At 61.4% G+C, this 24,080-nt stretch carries 20 protein-coding genes; 13 read left to right on the plus strand and 7 right to left on the minus strand.

What is annotated here, in order from left to right; genetic code table 11:
• Positions 1-8: 8 nt before the first annotated feature.
• The 3 genes from AF70_RS06450 to AF70_RS06460 all read left to right on the plus strand — a co-directional run bounded on the left by AF70_RS06450 (position 9) and on the right by AF70_RS06460 (position 2,505).
• Positions 9-1,442 (plus strand): PLP-dependent aminotransferase family protein, encoded by a 1,434-nt coding sequence (locus tag AF70_RS06450; RefSeq protein ID WP_028940469.1) that lies wholly within the window; start codon positions 9-11, stop codon positions 1,440-1,442.
• A gap of 123 nt (positions 1,443-1,565) precedes the next feature.
• Positions 1,566-1,859: a putative quinol monooxygenase gene (locus AF70_RS06455; RefSeq protein ID WP_018926158.1), complete on the plus strand. Its 294-nt coding sequence runs from the start codon at positions 1,566-1,568 to the stop codon at positions 1,857-1,859.
• A gap of 226 nt (positions 1,860-2,085) precedes the next feature.
• On the plus strand, positions 2,086-2,505 hold the full coding sequence (locus AF70_RS06460; RefSeq protein ID WP_028940468.1) for a cupin domain-containing protein: 420 nt from the start codon (positions 2,086-2,088) through the stop codon (positions 2,503-2,505).
• Between the two features lie 87 nt (positions 2,506-2,592).
• Here the strand turns inward: AF70_RS06460 and AF70_RS06465 are convergent, their stop codons facing one another.
• Positions 2,593-7,500, minus strand: coding sequence for an NAD-glutamate dehydrogenase (locus tag AF70_RS06465; RefSeq protein ID WP_028940467.1), 4,908 nt, complete (start codon positions 7,498-7,500; stop codon positions 2,593-2,595).
• A 514-nt stretch (positions 7,501-8,014) separates the two neighbouring features.
• Between AF70_RS06465 and AF70_RS06470 the strand changes: the two genes are divergently transcribed.
• The 10 genes from AF70_RS06470 to AF70_RS06515 all read left to right on the plus strand — a co-directional run bounded on the left by AF70_RS06470 (position 8,015) and on the right by AF70_RS06515 (position 21,194).
• On the plus strand, positions 8,015-8,368 hold the full coding sequence (locus AF70_RS06470; protein ID WP_019579296.1) for a hypothetical protein: 354 nt from the start codon (positions 8,015-8,017) through the stop codon (positions 8,366-8,368).
• A 238-nt stretch (positions 8,369-8,606) separates the two neighbouring features.
• Positions 8,607-9,566 (plus strand): MoxR family ATPase, encoded by a 960-nt coding sequence (locus AF70_RS06475; protein WP_007941298.1) that lies wholly within the window; start codon positions 8,607-8,609, stop codon positions 9,564-9,566.
• A 5-nt stretch (positions 9,567-9,571) separates the two neighbouring features.
• The gene (locus AF70_RS06480) at positions 9,572-10,516 is read left to right on the plus strand and encodes a DUF58 domain-containing protein (RefSeq protein ID WP_019650033.1); all 945 of its coding nucleotides are present in this window, start codon (positions 9,572-9,574) and stop codon (positions 10,514-10,516) included.
• The gene (locus tag AF70_RS06485; RefSeq protein ID WP_019579298.1) at positions 10,513-11,007 is read left to right on the plus strand and encodes a DUF4381 domain-containing protein; all 495 of its coding nucleotides are present in this window, start codon (positions 10,513-10,515) and stop codon (positions 11,005-11,007) included. The genes AF70_RS06480 and AF70_RS06485 overlap by 4 nt, the downstream gene beginning before the upstream one ends.
• Positions 11,000-12,094, plus strand: a complete 1,095-nt coding sequence (locus tag AF70_RS06490; protein ID WP_028940466.1) for a VWA domain-containing protein — start codon at positions 11,000-11,002, stop codon at positions 12,092-12,094. Before AF70_RS06485 ends, AF70_RS06490 begins: the two co-directional genes overlap by 8 nt.
• The gene (locus tag AF70_RS06495) at positions 12,091-13,827 is read left to right on the plus strand and encodes a VWA domain-containing protein (RefSeq protein WP_019579300.1); all 1,737 of its coding nucleotides are present in this window, start codon (positions 12,091-12,093) and stop codon (positions 13,825-13,827) included. The genes AF70_RS06490 and AF70_RS06495 overlap by 4 nt, the downstream gene beginning before the upstream one ends.
• A complete protein-coding gene (locus tag AF70_RS06500; protein ID WP_028940465.1) occupies positions 13,824-15,464 on the plus strand; it encodes a BatD family protein in 1,641 nt (546 codons plus the stop codon). The genes AF70_RS06495 and AF70_RS06500 overlap by 4 nt, the downstream gene beginning before the upstream one ends.
• Before the next feature lie 254 nt (positions 15,465-15,718).
• Entirely contained in the window at positions 15,719-16,963 is a 1,245-nt protein-coding gene (locus AF70_RS06505; protein WP_028940464.1) for an exonuclease SbcCD subunit D C-terminal domain-containing protein, read from the plus strand.
• On the plus strand, positions 16,960-20,601 hold the full coding sequence (locus AF70_RS06510; RefSeq protein WP_028940463.1) for an AAA family ATPase: 3,642 nt from the start codon (positions 16,960-16,962) through the stop codon (positions 20,599-20,601). Before AF70_RS06505 ends, AF70_RS06510 begins: the two co-directional genes overlap by 4 nt.
• Positions 20,598-21,194 (plus strand): glutathione S-transferase, encoded by a 597-nt coding sequence (locus AF70_RS06515; protein ID WP_028940462.1) that lies wholly within the window; start codon positions 20,598-20,600, stop codon positions 21,192-21,194. The genes AF70_RS06510 and AF70_RS06515 overlap by 4 nt, the downstream gene beginning before the upstream one ends.
• A 170-nt stretch (positions 21,195-21,364) precedes the next feature.
• Here the strand turns inward: AF70_RS06515 and AF70_RS06520 are convergent, their stop codons facing one another.
• The 6 genes from AF70_RS06520 to AF70_RS06540 all read right to left on the minus strand — a co-directional run bounded on the left by AF70_RS06520 (position 21,365) and on the right by AF70_RS06540 (position 24,071).
• Positions 21,365-21,622 carry a hypothetical protein gene (locus AF70_RS06520; RefSeq protein WP_028940461.1) on the minus strand — a complete coding sequence of 86 codons (258 nt, stop codon included), beginning with the start codon at positions 21,620-21,622 and terminating at the stop codon, positions 21,365-21,367.
• Positions 21,619-21,831, minus strand: coding sequence for a hypothetical protein (locus tag AF70_RS06525; RefSeq protein WP_019579305.1), 213 nt, complete (start codon positions 21,829-21,831; stop codon positions 21,619-21,621). The genes AF70_RS06520 and AF70_RS06525 overlap by 4 nt, the downstream gene beginning before the upstream one ends.
• Before the next feature lie 115 nt (positions 21,832-21,946).
• Positions 21,947-22,072 carry a hypothetical protein gene (locus AF70_RS29775; RefSeq protein WP_007901166.1) on the minus strand — a complete coding sequence of 42 codons (126 nt, stop codon included), beginning with the start codon at positions 22,070-22,072 and terminating at the stop codon, positions 21,947-21,949.
• A 205-nt stretch (positions 22,073-22,277) separates the two neighbouring features.
• Positions 22,278-22,457, minus strand: a complete 180-nt coding sequence (locus AF70_RS06530) for a hypothetical protein (RefSeq protein ID WP_019650041.1) — start codon at positions 22,455-22,457, stop codon at positions 22,278-22,280.
• Positions 22,458-22,612: 155 nt separating this feature from the next.
• The gene (locus tag AF70_RS06535) at positions 22,613-23,782 is read right to left on the minus strand and encodes a lactonase family protein (RefSeq protein WP_028940460.1); all 1,170 of its coding nucleotides are present in this window, start codon (positions 23,780-23,782) and stop codon (positions 22,613-22,615) included.
• Positions 23,775-24,071, minus strand: a complete 297-nt coding sequence (locus AF70_RS06540; RefSeq protein ID WP_026331700.1) for a DUF5629 family protein — start codon at positions 24,069-24,071, stop codon at positions 23,775-23,777. Before AF70_RS06540 ends, AF70_RS06535 begins: the two co-directional genes overlap by 8 nt.
• Positions 24,072-24,080: the final 9 nt, after the last annotated feature.

Below are 24,080 nucleotides of genomic sequence, written 5' to 3' on the forward strand. Positions count from 1 at the left end.
CCGCCGGTATGGAACTTCACGTTGTCATCAACGGCCGCAAGGATCTGGCAGGCCAGCTGTACCGGCAACTGCGCAGCGCCATTGAATCCGGGCGCCTGGCAGCCGGCACGCAGCTGCCGCCCAGCCGTTTGCTGGCCGAACAACTGGGGATTTCGCGCAAGACCATTTCCGACACGTATGCGCAACTGACCTACGAAAACTTCCTCACCGGGGTGATCGGCAAAGGCACCTACGTCAATGCCCGGGCGGCAAAAGTCGTCCGTAAACAGAGCCATTCGGAATTGGCCAGCTTCGATGTCATCGAGAGCTGGCGCAAGCTGCCGACGTTCTTGCGCCACCCGACGCTGGAAGGCTCGCTGCGCTACGACTTTATCGGTGGTGCAACCAGCAAGGGCCAGTTTCCGCAGGACGACTGGCGCCGTTGTACTTCCCATGCCTTGCGCCAGATCGCCGGTTCCAAGGGTTTCTACAGCCAGCCCGAAGGCCTGCCGGCGTTGCGCAATGCAATCGCACAGCACATCGCATTTTCCCGCGGGGTCAATTGTCAGGACGAAGACGTGGTGGTGTGCAATGGCGCGCAGCAAGCGCTGGACCTGATTTCCCGGGTGTTGACCCAACCGGGCAGCCTCGTGGCCATGGAGGACCCCGGTTACCCTCCGGCGCGCCTGTTGTTCGGGACTCATGGCGCAACGGTGGTCGGTGTGCCGGTCGATGCGCAAGGCATCCAGGTCGAGCACATTCCCGACGGCACGCGGCTGATTTATGTCACCCCCTCGCACCAGTTCCCCTTGGGCATGCCCATGAGCCACGAGCGTCGGCTGGCGTTGCTGGAACGGGCCCACGAACTGGGCTCGATCATCATCGAGGACGATTACGACAGCGAGTTCCGCTATGAAGGACGGCCCACCGACTCGCTGCAAAGCCTGGATGAACGAGGCATCGTCGCCTACGTCGGCACCTTCTCGAAGACCCTGTTGCCGGAGTTGCGGCTGGGGTATGCGATTTTGCCGCCGGCGATTCTCGAAGCGGTGATCAGCGCCAAGCAACTCACCGACCGGCACACCTCCACCCTGCCCCAATGGGCGCTGGCCAAGTTCATTGCCGAGGGCTGTCTGCTCAAGCACATCCGGCGCTGCCATACGATTTACGCCGGGCGCCGCGAACGGATCCTGGCGCGGATGGCGGGCGACCTTTCGCCATGGTTCGAAGCGGTGCCGACCACGGCTGGGTTTCACATGGCGGTACTGTGCAAGGTGCCGGTCGATATTCCATTGGTGATCGAACTCGCGAAAAAAGTCGAAGTGGGGCTCTATACCCTGGACGACTTTTTTTACCAGCAAGCGCCACGGGCCGGGCTTTTTCTGGGATTCGGGGCCATCGAAACCCTGGACATCGACATCGCCCTGGACCGCTTGCGGGACATACTGCAGCAGGTTGGCTGAGGGATTGGTCTGCGGGTTTATCCGGTGATTGGCTATTGGCGGTCCGGGGGTGCAGGCCTATCCTGAATGAGCGTTATCCCTCAATGAGCAGGATTCGTCCGGCCTGATTCAGGAGTGTGAGTAATGTCCAACCAAGTGTTCAACACCGTAAAGATACGGGCTGCCGCCGGTCGCTCGGACGAACTGGGCAAACAACTGCAAAAGATTGTCGACACCCTGCGCGAACTTCCGGGCTGTGATGGCTATATGGTCGACCGCTGCCCCGAAGACGACACCCGCTGGACGGTCAGCGCCCGCTGGCAATCGGAAGCGGCCATGCAAGCGCATTTCAATCGCCCCGAAGTGCAAGGTTTTATCGGCCTGATCGACAGCCGACTGGCCAATGCCGTCGACTTCAACAGTTTTCCAATCGTTTAAAAAACAAGATCAAAAGATCGCAGCATTCCGCAGCTCCTACGGAAATTGTGTACACCCGATGTTTCACGGGTGTACGCGATCCCATGTAGGAGCTGCGGAACGCTGCGATCTTTTGATCTTGATGTTCTTGAATGGTCCCCTCACCTTCCGGAAAATTGGCCGTTTGATTGCCCGACGGCGCGGCTTACTGTGGTCCCTGACGACTAACCACCTCAGGTAATCAACCATGAATGCGCTTCGCTTTTTTGCTGCCTCTTTCACCGTCCTGACGCTAACCGTTTCAGCCTCGGCATTCGCCCACGAAACCGCCGCCCCTTCGGAAAATGTCACCATCCTGCAAGACCAGATGCTGAAAAACGCACCCGGCAAAAAAGCCTTGATGATCGAAGTCGATTACCAGCCGGGCCAATCGTCCATCGCCCATAAACACCAGGGCACGGCCATGGCCTATGTACTGTCGGGGGCGATCACTTCTCAAGTCAAAGGCGAAAAAGCGATCACCTACAAGGCCGGCGAATTCTGGTACGAGCCGGCCGGCTCGGAACATCTGGTGTCGAAAAACGCCAGCGCCACCCAACCCGCCAAGCTGTTGGTGTTCATGGTGTTGGCCCCGGATGAGAAAGTGTTGATTCCTTTGGAAAACTGATAGCTGAGGCCATCAGCCACCACAAAACCTTCAGGCATAAAAAAGCCCCGCCTCTCTCGAGACGGGGCTTTTTCATTCAACGCTCAATCAGGCAGCCGGTTCCAGCTCGGCACCCGCAGTGGCGGTGATAACGGCAGGTACTACCGTTTGACCGCTCAACGCGACATCCAGCAATTCACGGTTGGCTACCGCGTACATGGCGTAGTCAGTGCCGCTGGCGGCACGGATTTCCACCAGCATGGCGCGCCAGCGTTCGATCATGCCTTCGTTCTGCTCCATCCACAGCTCCAGGCGTGTTTCCACGTCCTGGGTGCCGTCGCCCTGTTGCAGGACCGAGATGGTGATCGCACGTTGTTGCCAGTCGACGTCATCGCGGAACGCTTCACGGGCCAGGGCCTGCCAGTTGTTTTCAACCGGCAGAGCGCTGATCTGTTGCAGGTACCAGGTGATGTCCAGCGCACTGCCCACGGCAAAGTAGGCCTTGGCCACGTCCGCCGGGTCCTGGCCGGTCACATCGGAAGCCTCGATGATCGGCAGCAGGGTGTACAGGTGCGTGGTGCCAGCCACCATGCGTGCCAACAACTCCGGCACACCGGCTTCGACGTACGCCTGATAGCGAGCCTGCCAGGTGTCGCGAATTTCGCCACTGAGCAGTTCGTCAAGCTTGAGGCCCAACTCCTTCAGGTGCGGACCGAAATGCGCGACGTCACGGGCAGCGTTCTGCTCGTTGCGACGGGCACGCAGGAACCAGCGCGTAGCGCGACGGCCCAGACGCATCAGCTCGTCCATCAGCTCCAGTTGCACATCAGCGGAGACCAGGTAGTCCAGGGACTCGATCTGACGGAACCAGTGCGGGAGGTGGAAAATGTCACGCACGATCACATACGCGCCGGCCACGTTCGCCGGGCTCATGCCGGTCGACTCTTTGAGCCGTTGAACGAAGGTGATGCCCATGTGGTTGACCAGATCGTTGGCGATCTGGGTGCTGACGATTTCGCGCTTCAGACGGTGACGGCGCATGGCGGCAGAGAACTTGCTGACCAGCGTCGGCGGGAAAGCGGTTTCCATGTCGCGGGTCAGGTAGTCGTCGTCCGGCACCAGGGAGCCCAGCAACTGCTCCTTGAGGTCGATCTTGCTGTAGGAGATCAGCACCGACAGCTCGGCACGGGTCAGGCCATGGCCTGCCGCGACGCGCTCGTTGATCGCGTCTTCCGACGGCAGGAACTCGATGGCGCGATCCAGCTTGCCACGGGCTTCCAGATCGTTCATCAGGCGCTTGTATTCAGCGATCCGTGGCAACGCGCGACGGGCCGCCAGCGACAGTGCCTGGGTCTGCTTGTAGTTGTTGCCCAACACCAGACCACCGACTTCGTCGGTCATGCTCGCCAGCAACTGGTTACGTTGCTTGTCGGTCATGTCGCCGGCCTGAACCACTTCGTTCAGCAGGATCTTGATGTTCACTTCGTGGTCGGAGCAGTCCACGCCACCGGCGTTGTCAATGAAGTCGGTGTTGGAACCGCCGCCATTGAGGCCGAACTCGACGCGACCCAGTTGGGTCATGCCCAGGTTACCGCCCTCGCCCACAACCTTGCAGCGCAGTTCGTTACCGTTCACGCGCAGTGCATCGTTGGCCTTGTCGCCGACATCGGCGTGGCTTTCGCTGCTGGCTTTGACGTACGTGCCGATACCGCCGTTCCACAACAGGTCCACCGGAGCCTTGAGCAAGGCATTGAGCAGTTCGGTCGGGGTCAGCTTGTCGGCCTGAATGTCGAAGCGCTCTTTCATCTGCTCGGAGATGGCAATGCTCTTCGCGCTACGGGAGAAGATACCGCCGCCTTCGGACATGATGCTGGTGTCGTAATCCGACCAGGCCGAACGCGGCAGGTCGAACAGGCGCTGACGCTCGGCGAAGCTGCTGGCAGGCTCCGGATTCGGGTCGATGAAGATGTGCAGGTGGTTGAACGCTGCAACCAGTTGCAGCTTGTCGGACATCAGCAAGCCGTTACCGAACACGTCACCGGCCATGTCGCCGACGCCCACCACGGTGATGCTGTCTTCCTGAACATTGATGCCGCGCTCGCGGAAGTGGCGTTGAACGCCGACCCACGCGCCCTTGGCGGTGATGCCCATTTTCTTGTGGTCGTAACCGGCGGAACCGCCAGATGCGAACGCGTCGCCGAGCCAGAAGCCGTAGTCGATGGCGATGCCGTTGGCGATGTCGGAGAAGGTCGCAGTGCCCTTGTCCGCCGCCACCACCAGGTACGGGTCATCGTCGTCATGACGCACGACGTTGGCCGGCGGTACCAGCGCACCGTCTTTCAGGTTGTCGGTGATGTCCAACAGGCCCGAAATGAAGATGCGGTAGCAGGCGATGCCCTCGGCCGCGATCTCGTCACGGCTGCCGCCCAGTGGCAGGCGACGCGGCAGGAAGCCGCCCTTCGCACCCACCGGCACGATGACCGAGTTCTTCACTTGCTGGGCTTTTACCAGGCCCAGGACTTCGGTGCGGAAGTCTTCTTCACGGTCGGACCAGCGCAGACCGCCGCGAGCCACGTTGCCGAAGCGCAGGTGCACGCCTTCGACGCGCGGCGAGTAAACGAAGATTTCGAACTTCGGAACCGGCTTCGGCAGTTCTGGAATCTGGTGCGGGTTGAACTTGAAGCTGAAGTAGGACTTGTTCTGACCGTGTGCATCGGTCTGGTAGAAGTTGGTCCGCAGAGTCGCTTTGATCAGGTCCAGGTAACGACGCAGGATGCGGTCTTCGTTGAGCACCTGAACGTCGTCCAGTGCACTCAGAATCGCGTGTTCCAGGCGCTGTTGCTTGTCTTCCAGGTCGTCACTGGCCAGTTTGCGCGCCAGGTAGAAACGGGTCTTGAACAACCGGGTCAACTCGCGAGCGATGTCGGTGTGGTTGTTCAGGGTGCTGGCGATGTAACCCAGGTCGAAGCCCAGACGGATCTGCTTCATGTAACGGGCATAGGCACGCAGCAGCGCCACGTCGCGCCATGGCAGGCCGGCGGTCAGTACCAGACGGTTGAAGGCATCGTTCTCGGCATCGCCACGCACGATGTGGACGAAAGCGTCCTGCAAGGTGTCGTTGAGTTGCTGGATGTCGAGTTCCAGGCCTTCGGCAGCCGTGAACGCGAAGTCGTGAATCCAGAACTCACGGCCGCTGTTGTGGCGCAGGCGATACGGGAATTCACCCAGTACGCGCAGGCCAAGGTTTTCCAGGATCGGCAGTACATCGGACAACGCCAGCGGCGTGTCGGCGTGATACAGCTTGCAGTGCAGCTCACGTTGGCCCGATACCTGACCCAGCGGCTGATAGAAGCTCATCACCAGCGGATTCTTTTCGCTCAGGCTCAGCAGGTGCTGCATGTCGACCACAGCCGAGTGGGCGGCGAAGCGCTCGCGGTAACCAGCCGGGAAGCCTTTCGGGAAGTCGGCCAGCACGTTGGTGCCCTGGGCTTCGCCGAAGCTCTCGACCACCAGGCTGGCGTAGTCGTCCTGCCAGCTGCGGCAGGCCTGCACCACTTCTTTTTCCAGCAGAACCGGGTCGATGTCCAGACGGTTCTTCGGGTCGACCCGCAGAATCAGCTGCACACGGGCCAGCACGGATTCGGAGAAGAAGGTCCAGAACTCGCAGTCAGAGGCTTTCAGACGATCCATCAGCACTTGCTGGATCTTCTGGCGCACTTCGGTGGAGTAGATGTCACGCGGCACATAGGCCAGGCAGTAGCAGAAACGGCCGTACGGATCTTTGCGCAGGAATACGCGGATCTTGTTGCGTTCCTGGATCTGCACGATCGACATCACGGTGGCGAACAACTCGTCCACCGGCGTCTGGAACAGGTCATCGCGAGGCAACACTTCAAGCACCTGGGCCAGTTCCTTGCCCAAGTGAGCCTTGGCCTGGAAGCCCGAACGCTGCTCGATGATCTCGACCTTGCGACGGATGTATGGAATGACCCGCACGCTTTCGCCATACACCGACGAGGTGTACAGGCCCATGAAGCGGCATTCCTTGATGACCTTGCCGTTGGCATCGATCTGGCGGATCGACACGTAGTCCGGGTAGGCCGGACGGTGCACACGGCTTGGGTGTGCCGCCTTGGCGAACGACAGCGGCGTCGGTTCACGCAGATAGTTGACGGCGTAGTCTTCGATGCGCAGGTCATCGACGGTCAGACCGGCGCGCAGCAGCTTGGTCAGGCCGAGGAACGAGCTCTGGTCATAGTCGATGTGGCCGCCGTTCTGATCCTCGCCCACCACGAACTCTTCGTAGCCCAGGAAGGTGAAGTGGTTGCCCACCAGCCATTCCAGGAAGCTCTTGATTTCGGATTTTTCTTCGGCGTCGATGGCGAACTGGCTATTGTCGATGCCTTCGATCAGCTCCTGGACCTTGGCTTTCATCGGTTCGAAATCGGCGACCGCAACGCGGACTTCACCGAGAACCTGCTCCAGCTCTTTGGTCAGGACATTCAATTCGGCCGTGTTGGCGCAACGGTCGATTTCCAGGTACATCAGCGATTCTTGCAGAATGCCTTCACCCTGAGTGCCTTTCGGCAGGATTTCCAGTAGCTCACCCTTGCTGCCGCGACGCACGCTCAGCACAGTGGTTTGCAGGGTATGAATGCTGTAGCCGCGACGGTTCAGCTCGGTACGCACCGAATCCACCAGGAATGGCAGATCGTGGTGCAGCACTTCGACCGCGGTGTGGGTCGACTGCCAGCCGTGGCGTTCGTAATCGGGGTTGTAGACACGCACTTGCGATTGAGCGTGATCAAAGCGCTCAAGCAGGCGCCATGCAGAAAGGGTGCAACCGGCGAGATCGGACAACCGACGTTGGGTCAGCTCGTCGAGGGAAATGATGCCGAAAAATTGTTCGGCGAACAGCGCCACTTGTGGCAGTGCCTGTTCACTGATGTGCTGCGCCAGTGCCGCTTGCAGTTGGTGCTGGAAGTCGGCTTTGCTGGCTGCGGTGAAGAACGCCATCTGTGGTACTCCGCTTGGGCTTGTTATTGATGGAAGCGTCGCGTGCAAACCCCTTTCGGGGTATTCCGTCACCCTGTTCCTGATTCTCGGGCAGAGGAAACAGGACGACAGTTGGGTGAAGCTGGACGAGACACTCAGGTCACATTCACCTTCCATTGAATGGGCATCTGCAAAAACGACTGTCGGGGCTACCATTGAGCCATCGACAATGCCTTTACGGGTGCTCATCCGTTGCGCAGCTTAACCAGTGCGGCAAGGGCCGTGCTTGCAGCGCTGCGACATATTCGGTCATCGGCACGTAACTCGTGGCATGCGCCTCGAACAACACTAGCAGCCGTGTAGAAAAATGGGCGTTTTATGCCCGGATTTACGGCACCTTCGTACCAGAAATGACTCGAGATGCATCGGATGTTCACGACACATCCTCTGACACTCAGCCAAGCAGAAATTCCCGAGGGCTGGCAGAATTGCCGTTTGTTGTGTTCACAACGCTCGCCGAGCCAGGATTTTTCCCATGCAAATGACAACCGACCTCTTGATCGTCAACCCGTGCGACGACGAAGAAGACAATCTGGCCATGCTCTGTTGCACCAGCGCCGAGGGCGAAATGTTCCTGATGAGCCGCTTCCCGGACGAGGACGAGCTGGAGATCATCTTCCACGACAAGCCTTCGGCCCTGGATGGCGTGAAAGTCACCCTCAGCCCTGACCGTCTGCTGATCGAAATCGCCGCCGTGGACGCCGATGCGCTGGGTGGCAATGATTCGCTGGAAATCCTGCACAGTACCGATGCCAGCGATCTGGCCGAGGTGGAAGAGACGCTGCAGAACATTCTCGAGGGGATTGGTACTTACATCAGCGAAATCTGATGGTGGCTGAATGGGCGCCCTCGCGGGCAAGTCGGATCGCCGCACCGCTCGCTCCTACCGGTTTTGAGGTGATCGTTCCCACGCTCTGCATTCCCACGCAGAGCGTGGGAACGAGCGTTAATCCGCACATTTCTACAAAATGCCGTTAGTCGGCGCCCCCCGCGATGGATTAAAGTAACGCCCCCAGCCCTGGCGTTATTCGAACGTCTTCGGTCACCCTTTCCAGGAACAGTCATCGATGGAACATCGTGAAGCGCTGCTCGCGCTGCGAACCTTTCTTTCAACGCAGATTCTCGGCCAGGAAAAACTCATTGAGCGCTTGCTCATCGCCTTGCTCGCCGACGGTCACATGCTGGTCGAGGGCGCCCCGGGGCTGGCCAAGACCAAGGCCATCAAAGAACTCGCCGAAGGCATCGAAGCACAGTTCCATCGCATCCAGTTCACCCCCGACCTGCTGCCGGCCGACATCACCGGCACGGAAATCTATCGCCCGGAAACCGGCAGCTTCGTGTTCCAGCAAGGCCCGATTTTCCATAACCTGGTGCTGGCGGACGAAATCAACCGTGCCCCGGCCAAGGTCCAGTCGGCCCTGCTCGAAGCCATGGGCGAACGCCAGGTCAGCGTCGGGCGCAGCACCTACGAGCTGTCGCCGCTGTTTCTGGTCATGGCCACGCAAAACCCCATCGAGCAGGAAGGCACCTACCCGTTGCCCGAAGCGCAGCTCGACCGGTTCCTGATGCACGTGAAAATCGGCTTCCCCGACGCCACCGTCGAACGTCGGATTCTGCAACAGGCCCGTGGCGAAGCACTGCACGGCGAAACCAAACCTGAACGCCGGGTCAGCCAGCAGGCGATCTTCGCCGCGCGCAAGGAAATCCTCGGGTTGTACATGGCCGACGCCGTGGAGGAATACCTGGTGCAACTGGTCATGGCCACGCGGATCCCGGCCAAGTTCGACCCGGAAATGGCCGAATGGATCGCCTACGGCGCCAGTCCACGCGGTTCCATCGCCCTCGACCGTTGCGCCCGGGCCCACGCCTGGCTGGCCGGTCGCGACTTCGTCAGCCCCGAAGACATTCAAGCGGTGCTGTTCGATGTGTTGCGTCACCGCATCATTCTTTCCTTTGAAGCCGAAGCCGCTGGCATCGACCAGGACCGGGTGGTCCAGCGGATTCTCGACGTCGTAGCCGTCGCTTGACCCCGATGAACACCCTTCTGCCGCCCGAGCCGGGCATCCGCATCAGCCTCGCCGAGCTGATCGAGATGCGCCATCGCGTGCGCGAAGTGCAGCTGTTTTCCACGCCGAGCCAGCGCAGCCCGCTGATCGGCCTGCACCACTCCAAACTGCGCGGGCGCGGGGTGGACTTCGATCAGGTGCGGGTCTATCAGGCCGGCGATGATGTGCGCAGCATCGACTGGCGCGTCACCGCCCGGACCCAGGAACCGCACACCAAGCTGTTCCATGAGGAGCGCGAACGACCGATTTTCATCATGGTTGAACAGAGCCGTCGGCTGTTTTTCGGCTCCGGGTTGATGTTCAAGTCGGTGCTGGCCGCCCAGGCCGCGAGCCTGATTGGCTGGGCCGCGCTGGGGCATAACGACCGGGTCGGCGGGCTGGTGTTCGGCGACAACGAGCATTACGAAATAAAGCCGCGACGCAGTAAGCAGAGCCTGCTGCAACTGCTCAACCGGCTGGTGCGGGTCAATCAATCGTTGCACGCCGAGCGCGAACCTGACCGCGACGCCTTCGGCATAGCCCTGCGCCGCGCCCGGGAAGTGCTGCGCCCCGGCAGCCTGGTGATTGTGATCTGCGACGAACGCGCCTTGTCCGACAGTGCCGAGCAGCAACTGAGCCTGTTGTCGCGCCATTGCGACCTGTTGCTGCTGCCGGTGTCCGACCCGCTGGATCACGCCCTGCCCGCCGCCGGCCTGCTTCGTTTTGCCGAACACGGCGCGCAACTGGAACTCGACACCTTGAATTTCGACCTGCGCCAGGCCTATCGCGCCCAAGCGGAAGCACGCATCGCCCGCTGGGAACTGCTGGCGCAGAAGCTGCGGGTGTTGCTGATGCCGTTGAGCACCCAAAGCGAAATGGTCGAGCAATTGCGTGAATACCTGAACCCACAACGTCCGGGGAAAGGTCGATGAGCAGCCTCGATCAACTGCAACCGCTGATTTCCCCGCCACCGATCGGCTTCTGGCCGCCGGCACCGGGCTGGTGGCTGCTGCTGTTGTTGCTGCCGCTGATCGGTTTCGGCGTATGGCAGTTGCGACGCTTCATTCCGGACAAGCGCCCTGTCGTGCGCGCTGAACAACCGCTGGACCCGGTGCGCCTCGCCGCCCTGGCCGAACTCGCACTGATGCCCAAACCCTACGACGGCGCCCCGGCCGGTGCGTGGCTGCAGCAACTCAACGGCTTGCTCAAACGCCTGTGCCGCAACCATTACCCCTACAGCCAGAGCCACACCCTCAACGGGCGCCAATGGCTGGCATTCCTTGATAACCGCTGCCCGGCTGCCGGCCTCACGCGCTGGATGGTGCTGGTGGAAGGTGCCTACAAGCCCGAATGCAAACTCGACGACAAAGCCATCGCCGGCCTGACCCAAGCCGTCGACACCTGGATTCGCAAACATGTTTGAGTTCGCCTGGCCGTGGATTTTCGCCCTGCTGCCGCTACCGTGGCTGATGCGGGTGCTGTTACCGGTGGCCGACAGTGGCGAACCGGCGCTCAAGGTCAGCTTCCTCAGCGACCTCGAAGGCCTCGCTCGCCGCCGCGCCCGGGCCAACCTGCCGACCTGGCGCCAGCAAGCCCCGTTCATTCTGATGTGGCTGTTGCTGCTGATCGCCGCAGCGCGCCCGCAATGGCTCGGCGAACCGCTACCGATTGCCGCCAGTGGCCGCGATTTGCTGGTGGCGGTGGACGTCTCCGGCTCAATGGACTTCCCCGACATGCAGTGGCAGGACGAAGACGTCAGCCGACTGTCACTGGTGCAGCATTTGCTCGGTGATTTTCTCGAAAGTCGCGATGGCGACCGGGTCGGGTTGATCCTGTTCGGCAGCCAGGCCTATCTGCAAGCGCCGCTGACCTTCGACCGCCACACCGTGCGGGTGTGGCTCGACGAAGCGCGAATCGGTATTGCCGGCAAGAACACCGCCATCGGCGACGCCATCGGCCTGGCCCTCAAACGCCTGCGCCAACGCCCGGCACAAAGCCGCGTGCTGATTCTGGTCACCGACGGTGCCAACAATGGCGGCGAAATCGATCCGCTGACCGCCGCACGCCTGGCGGCGAATGAAGGCGTAAAAATCTACCCGATCGGCATTGGCGCCGACCCGGAACAAAGCGGCACCCTGGGCTTCCTGGGCATCAACCCGAGCCTGGACCTCGACGAGCCGGCCTTGAAAGCCATTGCCCAAGCCACCGGAGGCCAGTATTTCCGCGCCCGCGACGGCCAGGAATTGCAGGCGATCAAGACCACCCTCGACAAACTGGAACCGGTAGCCCAGCAACCTACGCAGGCCCGTCCGGCCCAGGCGTTGTATCACTGGCCTCTGGCGATGGCGCTACTGTTGAGCATGCTGCTGGTGATCCGTGAGCGCTGGCCGGATAACCCGTTGCAACGGCTGTTAACCAAGCAGCTGTTTACCAAAGAGCGGTTTCTGCATACGCAACTGCCAGACTGGCGTCAGCGCCTCAAACGCCTGCGTCTGCGGAGGCGCCGATGATTGCTCTCTGGCCGTACTGGTTCCGCCCCTGGTGGCTGTTATTGCTGCCGCTGCTGGGCTGGTTGCTCTGGCAACTCTGGCACCGACAGAAGCGCGCGGGTCGCTGGCAAATGATTCTGCCACCGGCCTTCCATGCCGCCTTGCTCAGCGGTGGCAGCGGTCGCGAGAGCAAACTGCCGTGGGTCGCCCTGGGCTTGGCCTGGGTGCTGACCGTGCTGGCCCTGCTGGGGCCGAGCTGGCAACGCGTCGAGCAAACCGGCCAGAAACCCGCTGACCCGCTGGTGGTGTTGCTTGAGTTGACCCCGGAAATGCTCGCCACCGACGTTGCGCCAAACCGGCTGGAACAGGCCCGGCGCAAACTGCTGGATCTGCTGCAAAACCGCAGCGACGCGCAGACCGCCATCGTCGTCTACGCCGGCAGCGCCCACACGCTGGTGCCACTGTCGGACGACCTGTCGACCAGCCGCAATCTTTTGGATGCACTCAAGCCGTCGCTGATGCCCCAGGCCGGTCATCGCGCCGACCTGGCGGTGGCCAAGGCCCTGACGCTGTTGGATCGGGGTGCCCTCGGCCAGGGGCGGATCCTGCTGATCGGTTCGTCGCTGACGGAACACGAACGCCAAGGGATTCGTCAGGCGCTGGACGCCAAGTCCACACAATTTCTGATGCTCGGCATCGGTACCGCCGAAGGTGCGCCGGTCGCGCAGGACGACGGCAGTTTCCTCAAGGACGATCAGGGCGCGATTCTGGTGCCGCATCTGGACGGCCCCAGCCTGAAAGCCTTTGCCAATGGCCTGGGTGGAGGTTACGCCCAGGCACGCCTGGACGATGCCGACCTGCGCGACCTCGGCCTGCTCGACGGCCCACGGGACCTGCGCAACGACGGCCAAACGTTGCGCCTCGACACTTGGGCTGATCAGGGTTACTGGCTGCTGCTGCCATTGTTGTTGCTGGCCGCCTGTGCCGGGCGTCGCGGCTGGCTGTTCTGCTTGCCGCTGCTGTTCCTGCTGCCGCAACCGAGTTACGCCTTCGATTTCGAAGACCTGTGGCTGCGGCCTGATCAGCAGGGTTTGCACTTGCTCAAACAAAAGCGCCCTGCCGAAGCCGCGCAGCATTTCGAAGACCCGCAATGGCAAGGTGTGGCGCTCTATGAAGCCGGCGACTACAGTGGCGCCGCCCAGCGGTTTGCCCAAGGCAACGACGCCCACGCCCACTACAATCGGGGTAACGCGCTGGCCAAAAGCGGCGAATTGGAAGCGGCGCTGGACGCTTATGAGCAAGCGCTGGAACTTCAGCCAGACCTGCGCCCGGCGCTGACCAACAAGGCTCTGGTGGAAACACTGCTCAAGCAGAAAACCGCTACACCGCCCGTCGAGCCGGACAAAACCGCCGAGGGCGAAACCGAAACCATGCCTCAGGAACCGCCACCGGGCAGCGCCACCCAGCCGAGCGATGGCGAGCCGAAAACCGATGCCCAACAGGCCACGCCGGACGCCGAGCAGCCGCCCGCGGCACCACCGCAACCGGGCGCCAATGAAGTTCCGGGCAGCGAATTGGGGGATGAACAAAGCACCACGCCACCACGGCGCCCCGCCAGCGACATGCTCGAAGGCGAACAGCAACAGGCGCTGGAGCAATGGTTGCGCAAGATCCCGGATGACCCCGGCGAACTGCTCAGACGCAAATTCTGGTACGAACAGCAACAACATCAGGATCAGGGAAAAACTCGATGACCCGCTTCACCGCCTTCTTGCTTGCACTGCTTTTCTGGACCGCTCAGGCCCAGGCTGCGGAGCTGGTCGCCAGTGTCGATCGCAGTCGCCTGAATTCCGGGGAGACGGTCGAACTGACTCTGGAATCCAGCGACGTGACCCAGTTCGGCAAACCCGACCTGACTCCGCTGGAGCCGCAGTTCGAGGTGCGCGGCACCCGTCAGGTCAACCAACTGAACACCCTCAACGGCAACACTCAAGCGACTACCCGCTGGATCATCACCCTGCTGCCCCGGCAGAACGGTAGCGTGGTGATTCCGTCGCTGCAATTGGGCGAGGCGCAGAGCCAACCGATAACCGTGCAGGTGATCAAGAGCGAAACCCAGGACAGCAGCAATACGCTGGCACCGGTGTTCATCGAAGCCAGCCTCGACCAGAACAGCGTCTATGTACAGGCTCAGGCGGTCCTGACCTTGCGCATTTACCATTCCGTGTCGCTGTTCGACGACAGCAGCCTGACCCCGCTGCAGATTCCCGATGCACGCATCGAACAACTGGGCGAGTCACGCACCTACGAAAAAGCCATCAACGGCCTGCGCCATGGCGTGATCGAGATGCGCTACGCGATCTACCCGCAGCACAGCGGCGTATTGACCATTCCGGCGCAGGTGTTCAGTGCCACGCTGGTCGATACCCAGCCGTCCCCGGACGCAACATCCCAAGGGCCCAAAGCGGGCAAGTTGATACGCGTCACTTCCACCGAGATCCCGTTAACCGTCAAGGCTAAACCCGATTCTTACCCCGCCGATGCGCCCTGGCTACCGGCCCGCAGCCTGAGCCTGAGTGAAAGCTGGAGCCCGGAACCGGATCATGCGCAGGTCGGCGACTCGCTGACCCGCAGCCTGACCTTGAGTGCCGAAGGCCTCGCCAGTTCTCAACTGCCACCACTGCCCGCCACCGAGATCAACGGCCTGCGGCGCTACCCGGATCAACCGGTGCTGAGCAACCAGAGCGGGGAGCGTGGCTTGGTCGGCAGTCGCGAGGACCGTGAAGCCCTGGTTCCGATCCGCACCGGCGACATCGACTTGCCGAGCGTTGAAGTGGTCTGGTGGAACACCTTCGAGGATCACCTGGAACACACCAGCCTGCCGGCCCGCACGCTGCAAGTGGCGAGCAATCCGAGCCTGATCGTCGACACCCCGGCGAGCAGCCCGCTGGTGATGTCCGGCGCCAGCAACGAAGCCCTTTGGTGGTGGAAACTCAGCACGGCAATTCTGGCCTGCACCACCCTGCTGGGCTTCGGCCTCTGGTGGCGCGCCCGCTCGCAACCGGCAGTCCTGCGGGCAGCGCAGACCGGCCCGAGCCCACGCACGCTGCTCGACGACCTCAAACGCGCCTGCCAGGCCAACGACACCCACGCCACCCGCCAGGCCCTCGACGCCTGGGCCCGGCAACAACCGGAAACCCTGGCCGACATGGCTGCCCGTTTCGTGCCGCTGTCCGATGCCCTCGACGGCCTGAACGGCGCGCTCTACAGCGAGACCGGGCAGTATTGGCAAGGTGAAGAACTCTGGCGCGCCATCCGGGCGATCCCGACGGCCGAAGGGGTTCAAGGCGTGGTCGGCGATAGCGGGTTGCCGCCGCTTTACCCTAAATAATCCCGACCAATGGGATGAAGGGGCTGTTGTGGCGAGGGGGCTTGCCCCCGTTGGGGTGCGAAGCGCCCCTTACAATTCTTCAGTGCCACCGAGTCGCCTGGATTCACGACTGCTTCGCAGCCGAACGGGGGCAAGCCCCCTCGCCACAAAATCAGTGCCTGACCACATCCCCTGTGTTTGCCAGTAAACTCTCCCCTCTTTAGCCGCCATCATATCCCCCGCGGCCATCACCTTATTTTGTTGCGGAGTACGCCTTGCGTCTGTTCCACACCTCCGACTGGCACCTTGGGCAGAACCTGCACGGCCAGGAACGCGATTTCGAGCACGCCTGTTTTCTCGACTGGCTGCTGCGTCAGCTGAAGCTGGACCAGCCTGATGTGCTGCTGATTGCCGGCGATATCTTCGATACGGTCAACCCACCGGTCAAAGCCCAGGAACGCCTCTACGATTTCATCGTCAGCGCCCACGAGCAGCAACCCTTGCTGACCATCGTGATGATCGCCGGCAACCACGACTCCGGCTCGCGCATCGAACTGCCCGCGCCGTTGATGCGGCGCTTGCGCACTCACGCTCTCGGGCGCGTGCTGTGGCTGGATGACGGCCAACTGGATGCCGAACGCCTGTTGCTGCCGTTGCCGGATGCCAGCGGCGCAATCGCTGCCTGGTGCCTGGCGCTGCCGTTCCTGCGCCCCGCCGAAGTGACCGGCGCGCACCTGGGTGACAACTATTTGCGCGGCATCGGCCAGGTTCACGAATGGCTGATCGAGGCGGCGAACGCCAAGCGCAAACCGGGTCAGGCGCTGATCGCTATCAGCCATGCGCACATGGCCGGCGGTTCGGTGTCCGAGGACTCCGAGCGCAGCCTGATCATCGGCAACGCTGAAGCCCTGCCTGCCAGCCTGTTCGGGCCGAGCATCAGCTATGTCGCCCTCGGGCATTTGCACAAGCCGCAGAAGGTCAACGGCGAAGAACGCATCCGCTACAGCGGCTCGCCGATCCCGCTGTCATTCTCCGAGATCGGTTATCAGCATCAGATTCTCGACATCAAACTGGATGGCGAAACCCTGCTCAGCGTCGAACCGAAGCTCATTCCCCGACCAGTGAACCTGCAACGCCTCGGCCCCGCGCCGCTGGCGGAAATCCTGCTGCAACTGGCCGACCTGCCCAACATCGACCTGCTCGCCGATATCCAGCGCCAGCCGTGGCTGGAAGTGCGGGTGCGTCTCGATGAACCGCAACCGGACCTGCGCCATCAAGTGGAAACGGCCCTGCAAGGCAAAGCGGTACGGCTGGTGCGGATTGCCGCCGAATACGCCGGCAACGGCAGCCGCGACGGCGTCGAGGACGGCGCCACCTTGATCGAACTGGACCAACTAACGCCGCAGGAACTGTTCAGCCGCGCCTGGCAGGACAACTACGGCAGCGAGGTCGACGAGCAAACGCTCAGGGACTTCGCCGAGCTGCTGCAAGATGTGCAGATGGAGAGCGAACAGCCATGAAAATCCTCGCGATCCGCCTGAAAAACCTCGCCTCCCTGGCCGGGCCATTTGAAATCGACTTCACCGCCGAACCCTTGGCCAGTGCCGGCCTGTTTGCGATTACCGGGCCGACCGGCGCCGGCAAAAGCACCCTGCTCGATGCGCTGTGCCTGGCGCTGTTTGGCGCCGTGCCGCGGCTGAACAACGCTCAAGCTTCCGCCAAAACCCCGGACGCCGATGGTGAAATCAGCACTGGCGATCCGCGTACGCTGTTGCGTCGCGGCACCGGTGAAGGCTTTGCCGAAGTGGATTTTGTTGGCATCGATGGCCGCCGTTATCGCGCGCGCTGGGAAGCCAATCGCGCCAGGGAAAAGGCCGCTGGCAAGCTGCAAGCCAGTCGCCAGAGCCTGCGCGACATCGATCAGGATCAACTGCTCGCCAGCCAGAAACTTGAATTCAAGAGTCAGATCGAGTCCGTACTGGGCCTGAACTTCGAACAGTTCACCCGCGCCGTGTTGTTGGCGCAGAGCGAGTTCAGTGCGTTCCTCAAGGCGGACGACAACGACCGCAGCGAACTGCTGGAAAAGCTCACCGACACCGCGCTCTACACCCGCCTCGGTCGCCGCGCCTTCGACAAGACCAAAGAAGCGCGCGAAGCCCACAAGCTGTTGCAGGACCAGGCCACTGGGGTCACGCCACTGTCGCCTGAAGCCCGGGCCGAGCTCGATGAGCGCTTCAATGACGCGCAGCAGCAACTCAAGACCCAGCAGGCGCAGCTCAAGCAATTGGAGCTGCAACACACCTGGCTCAAGGATTTGCGTCAGTTGCAGGACGCGCAACAGAGCGCCTCCGAGCAACTGCAGTCCGCTCAACAACACTGGGACAGCCTGGCCGGCGAGCGCTTGAAGCTGACCCGTCTGGAGCAATTGGCCCCGCAACGGCACCAATTCGCGCGCAAGACCGAATTGACCGCCCAGCTCACACCGCTGGCGGCGCAGATTCAGCAGCATATTCAACAACAGACCGAACTGAATGCGCGTCAGGCTCAGCTCGAACACAGCCTGAGTGCGGCGCAAACGGCGCTGACCGCGGCGCAAAGCCAACACAGCCACAGCGCACCACTGCTGCGTCAGGCCTTCGAAGAGCAAAGCACCCTCGCCCGCCTGGTCAAGGATGCCAAACTCAGTGCCGACCTCAAGCAGCAGGCGGAACTGGCCTGCGCGCAGGGTCAAAACACGATTCAGGGTTTGCTCGACCAACAGAAACAGGTCGCAGAACGGTTGCAGCGTATCGCCGCGGAGCTTGAGCAAAGCACTCATCTGGCGCCACTGAGCGATGCGTGGAATGCCTACCGCGATCGTCTGCAGCAACTGATGCTGATCGGCAATCGCTTGAACAAGGGCCAGTCCGAACTGGCTGCCCTGGAGCAAAGCGCCACCCGCGCCGCCGAGGATCTGGCCACCCAGCGCCAGAGCCTTGAGGTGCTGTACAAAGAGGCCGGCGCCGAGCCCGAAGCTGTGGCCGAGCAGATTCAGATCCTCGGCAGCCTGCTACAGGACAACCGCAAGCAACTGCGGGCCGTTGAAGAACTGTCGCGGCTGTGGGCCAGCCAACAGGAACTGGACAAGCGCGGCGCCGAACTTCAGCAGCGCCAGCTCGCGGCTCAGCAAGAGCGTGATCGCCTGACCCAGGACGGGGTGAAGACCAAGGCCGAATTGACCGTTGCCGAACAGACCCTGACCGTCACCCGCGAACTGCTGGAACGTCAGCGCCTGGCACGCAGTGCCAGCGTCGAAGAGCTGCGTTCGCAACTGCAGGACGATCAGCCGTGCCCGGTTTGCGGCAGCCCGGACCATCCTTATCATCAGCCCGAAGCCTTGTTGCAAAGTCTCGGCCGCCACGATGAGAGCGAACAGGCCAACGCCCAGAAAGCCGTCGACCTGTTCAAGGAAAAACTCACCGAGCTGCGCGCCGAAGTTGGTGGCCTGATTGCTCAGCAAAAGGAATTGCTGCAGCAGCAAGAACAACTCGCCACTCAACAACAGAGCCTGGCGCCGAGCCTGGAAGCGCACCCGTTGTCCGCCCAACTGTTGGCCCAGGACGCAGACAAACGCGATGCCTGGCTGACCCAACAAAGCAGCCAGCTGAACCAGAGCATCACCCAGGACGAACAGCGGCAAACCGCCCTGCTCACCCTGCAACAGGATGCCGCGCGACTGGCGCAACAACTGCGCAGCGCCGAAGCGGCGAACCAACAGGCGACACAACACCTGCTCAACCAGCAACGGGAATTGAGCAGCGATCGCCAACGCCTGGACGAAGAACTGAGCGCGTTCAGCAGCCTGCTGCCAGCCGAGACGCTGGAAGCGCTGCGCAACGAACCCGCCGCGACTTTTATGCAGCTCGACCAGCAGATCGCCCAGCGCCTGCAACAACTCGAACAGCAGCGCGATGAACTCGCTGAACAGCAACAACGCCAGCAGACGCTGGACAAAGAACAGGACCGCCAGCAGACCCGCACCCAGCAACTGGACGCCGCGCAGCAGCAGTTCAGCGCGCTGGCCGGGCAACAACAGGCTTGCCAGGAAAAACTGACGCAACTGCTGGGCGAACACGCCAGCGCCGAACAATGGCAGCAGCAACTGGATCACGCCGTCGAGCAGGCACGCAATGCCGAAGCGACGGCCAATCAGGAACTGCAAAGCGTGCGCACGGGGCTGGTGCAACTGGCCGCCGAACTCAAGGCGCAACAGGAACGTGCGCAAGCCCTGGAAAGCGAAGACCGCGAGCTGAGCAGCAAGATCGCCGACTGGCGCGCGCAGCATCCAGAACTGGACGACGGCGGGCTGGAAGCGCTGCTCGGCGTCAACGACCAACAGCTCAGCGAGCTGCGTCAACGATTGCAGCAAAGCGAACAAGACATCGCGCAAGCCAAGGTGCTGTTGCAGGAGCGGGATCAGCGCTTGCGCGATCATCAGGCGCAGCACAACGGCAACCTGGACGCCGGACAACTGGCCACTGCACTGGCCGAGCTGCAAAACCTGTTCGCCGCCAGCGAGCATCGCTGCGCCGAATTGCGTGCTGAACAAACCGAAGATCAGCGTCGACAAAACGCCAATCAGGCGCTGGCGCAGCAGATCGCCGACGCCTATGCCGAGTACCAGCGCTGGGCGCGCTTGAGTGCGCTGATCGGTTCGGCCACCGGCGACACCTTCCGCAAAATCGCCCAGGCCTACAACCTCGACCTGCTGGTGCATCACGCCAACGTCCAATTGCGGCAACTGGTGCGGCGCTATCGCCTGAAACGGGGCGGCAGCATGCTCGGGTTATTGGTGATGGACACCGAGATGGGCGATGAACTGCGCTCGGTGCATTCGCTGTCCGGCGGCGAGACGTTCCTGGTGTCGCTGGCGCTGGCGCTCGGTTTGGCATCGATGGCATCGAGCACGCTGAAAATCGAATCGCTGTTCATCGACGAAGGCTTCGGCAGCCTCGACCCCGAATCCCTGCAACTGGCCATGGACGCCCTCGACGGCCTGCAGGCGCAGGGACGCAAGGTCGCGGTGATTTCCCACGTACAGGAAATGCATGAACGGATTCCGGTGCAGATCCGGGTCCACCGTCAGGGCAACGGCCTGAGTACCCTGGAGGTGAAATGATCACGCTGTATTCGTTCCGCCGCTGCCCCTACGCCATGCGCGCTCGCATGGCCCTGCGTTATTCGGGGGTTGCGGTGAATATCGTCGAGGTCAGCCTCAAGGCCAAACCGGCCGAAATGCTCGCGCTGTCGAGCAAAGGCACAGTGCCGGTGCTGAGCGTGGACGGCCGGGTGATCGATGAAAGCCTGGAAATCATGCGCTGGGCGCTGGCGCAGAACGATCCACAGGACTGGCTGTTCAAGGATGACCCTGTCGGGCAGCAATACATCGCCAGGCTGATCGAAGAAAACGATCAGGTGTTCAAGGTGCACCTCAATCGCTACAAATACGCCGAACGATATCCTGAGCAGCCAATGACGTTTTATCGCGCCGAGGGCGAGGTGTTCTTGCGCAAGCTGGATCAGTTGCTGGAGGGGCGCGCCTACTTGCTGGCCGCGCACCCGAGCCTGGCGGATGTCGCCTTGATGCCGTTTGTACGCCAATTCGCCCATGTGGATCGCGAGTGGTTCGGGCAGACGCCTTATGTGCGATTGCAGGGCTGGTTGCAGCGCTTCATCGAGTCAGAATTGTTCACGGGTGTGATGCAGAAGTAGCCTTTGTAGCAGCTGCCGAGCGTGCGAGGCTGCGTTCGGCTGCGTAGCAGTCGTAAACTCGGCTGATGCGGTCTGACTGATGCACCGCAAGCTCTGGTTTTACGACTGCTTCGCAGCCGAACGCAGCCTTCGGCAGCTGCTACAGGTGTGGGTGTGTGCAGGTAAGGGAATCAGGCCAACACTTCACACATCCCCAACGCCGAGCAGTCCACCTGGAATGGCCCGAAGAATTCGCCACTGGATTTGCTCGGCGGATTACCCACCAGCAACTCCAGCGCTTTGGCGGTCTGGATGTTGTGGGCGATGTTGTGGTTGCATTCGATGGCCCGCGCCACCGACCCCGCCGAGCCCTGCCCGATCCCCAACAACGAAGCGCCGTTGGTCATGAACGCCAGGAAGGCGATGACCCAGAGTCTGCGTCCTTTCATGCCCCGGCCACTCCCGCCAAGTCGGCGTCATCAACCACCGCGTGTTGGGCGCGGTGTTCGAACTGGATGCCGGGATAAGCGATCTGAATCGGTGCTTGAAGGCTGTGTTGCGATTGAGCCGAAAGGCTGACGACCAACACCATGGCCACGTAAAGACCAATGGCCAGGTAGGCGCCGTGTTTGGCAGAAGTGAGGATGGTGCTGGCCATGGTGTTCTCCGTGGGCATGTTTCAGTGCCCACAGAATCGATCAAAAAACAGAAGATAACTAGCGACCTTTATGCATAGTAGCTATCAGTTTTATTGATCTTGAACCCAGCGTGTTTCAGTCCTCGATAAAACTCATCAAGCGCTCACGGGCCGCATCCGGCTCGTTGGGAACGGGCTGGGCAGCCGACAGAATCGGGGTGGAATAGAGAAACAGGAGAACCACTGCCAGACGCATCGCCATGCTGTCGATCCTTTTAGGGAAGGAGTCAAAAAATCAGCGTCAAATTTAAACGCATGGCCATGTGATATCAAGCACTACATTGATAGCAATATGATGCTGTCGTAAATGCGTTATGCAGGAGCGACATCACTTCGGGGCTTTTCGACGCCTGTGGGCCGATCGGCAAGTGACTTCGCTCCTGCATAAAGGGTGCAGGGCTGACATTTCAGTGTTGAGTTTTGTGATCCAGCGCGGCGTAGAAGTTGGCGCTCTGTTGCAGGTATTTCTGGGTGTAGCTTTGGGTGTGGGATTTTTTGTCGCTGATTTCAACGTTGGCGCTGGCAGGCAGTGCAACAGTGGCGGAAATAGCGGAAGCGGCGATAACAGAGAAGAGATTGAAGTTCATGGCGGTATTCCTCGATTCAGTTGGCTTGCTTGCCCGGTTGGGCCGTGAAGCAAACTTAACTCCCGAGGGTCGGCGCCTTGAAATGCTTTGTAGCATTAGCCGATATCAGTCTCATTAATAGAAGGTTGCAGGCCCCATCAACCGGGGCCTGCGGCCTATTGACGCAGCAGAAACTTGAGATCGCTCGGGGCATCCATCGGCAGTTTTTGCACGGTTTTGCCCAACAAACCGGTCTTGGCGTCACGCTCGATGACGACAATCTGGTTGCTCTTCTGGTTGGCAATCAGCACGAATTTGCCGCTCGGGTCGAGACTGAACTCGCGCGGGTGATCGCCGTCCACCGAGCGACGCTGAAGTTCCTTGAGGTGGCCGGTTGCCGGGTCGATGGCGAACACCAGCAACTGATTGGCGGTGCCACGGTTGCTGACGTAAAGGAACTTGCCATCAGCCGAGGCGTGAAGCGCAGCCGCAGCCTTGCCCGATGTGGGCAGCCCCGCCGCCAGATCGACCAACTGCGTTTGCTCGAGTTTGCCGTCCTGATGGTCGAACACCGCCACCTGCGCGCTCATTTCCAAGGTCAGCCAGGCGTGCTTGCCATCAGCGCTGAACAGCAAATGTCGCGGCCCGCTGCCGGGTGGCAACTGGACGGACGCGGGCTTGGCGGCAGTCAACGGCAGTTCCGGATTGGCCTTGGGGTCGAAGCGATAGACAAAGACCTTGTCCGCGCCCAGGTCATTGGAAAACACGTAGCGGCCGTCCGGCGAAGAAACCACCGAATGCACGTGCGCCGACATCTGCCGCTCGGGGTTGACTCGGCTGGCCGGATGACTGCTCATCTGCACCACCGGTTTAAGCGTGCCATCGCTGCCCACCGGTAACACCGCCAGGGTGCCACCCGGGTCTTCAGCCACCGAGTAGTTGCTGACAAACAGATGGCTGGCATCACCGCTGATGCTCGAATGGGTCGGCTCGTTGCCCAGGGTTTGCATCTGATTGATCAGGCTCAGCTCATGGGTTTTCGGATCGATTGCGTAACTGCTGACGCGCCCTACCGGATCGGCCTGCCCCGGGCCGTTTTCGTTGACCGCGAACAAGCGACGTTGATCCTTGGACACGGTCAGCCAGGACGGGTTGGCGCTCTTCACCACTTGCAGCGGCTTGGCATCGATCTGCCCGGTGCGGCTGTCGAAGTTCAGGCGATAAATCCCCTGGCTCTGGCCGGCGGTGTACGACCCCACCAGCAACTCGTAGCTGTCGACCGGCGCCGCCTGCACGCCCATCGCGCCGACGCTGCCGGCGATCAACAGTGGCCAGAAGTTACGCATCCTCATTCGTTTCGTCCTCGTCATCCTGACCACCGAACGCTTCCATAGGCACCAGCCGGTGTTCACCGGAATCACCGATGATGATCCAGCTCTTCAAATCGGGATCGAAAGTCGCCGCCTTGATCTGCGCCATGCTGAACTCCCAGCGCTTGAGCGCCCGGCCGTCCATGCATTCGATGTGCAGGTTATCGTCTTCATCGAGAGAGAAGTCGAAAGCGTGCAGCCCGTCGATCTCCAGCATGTCGCAATGTTCGAGGGCGTTGAGCAAGGTGTCGTTTACGGCAGTCATGGCAGTCAA

The sequence above is a fragment of the Pseudomonas sp. KD5 genome, assembly GCF_012932895.1.
Classification (GTDB): Bacteria; Pseudomonadota; Gammaproteobacteria; order Pseudomonadales; family Pseudomonadaceae; genus Aquipseudomonas.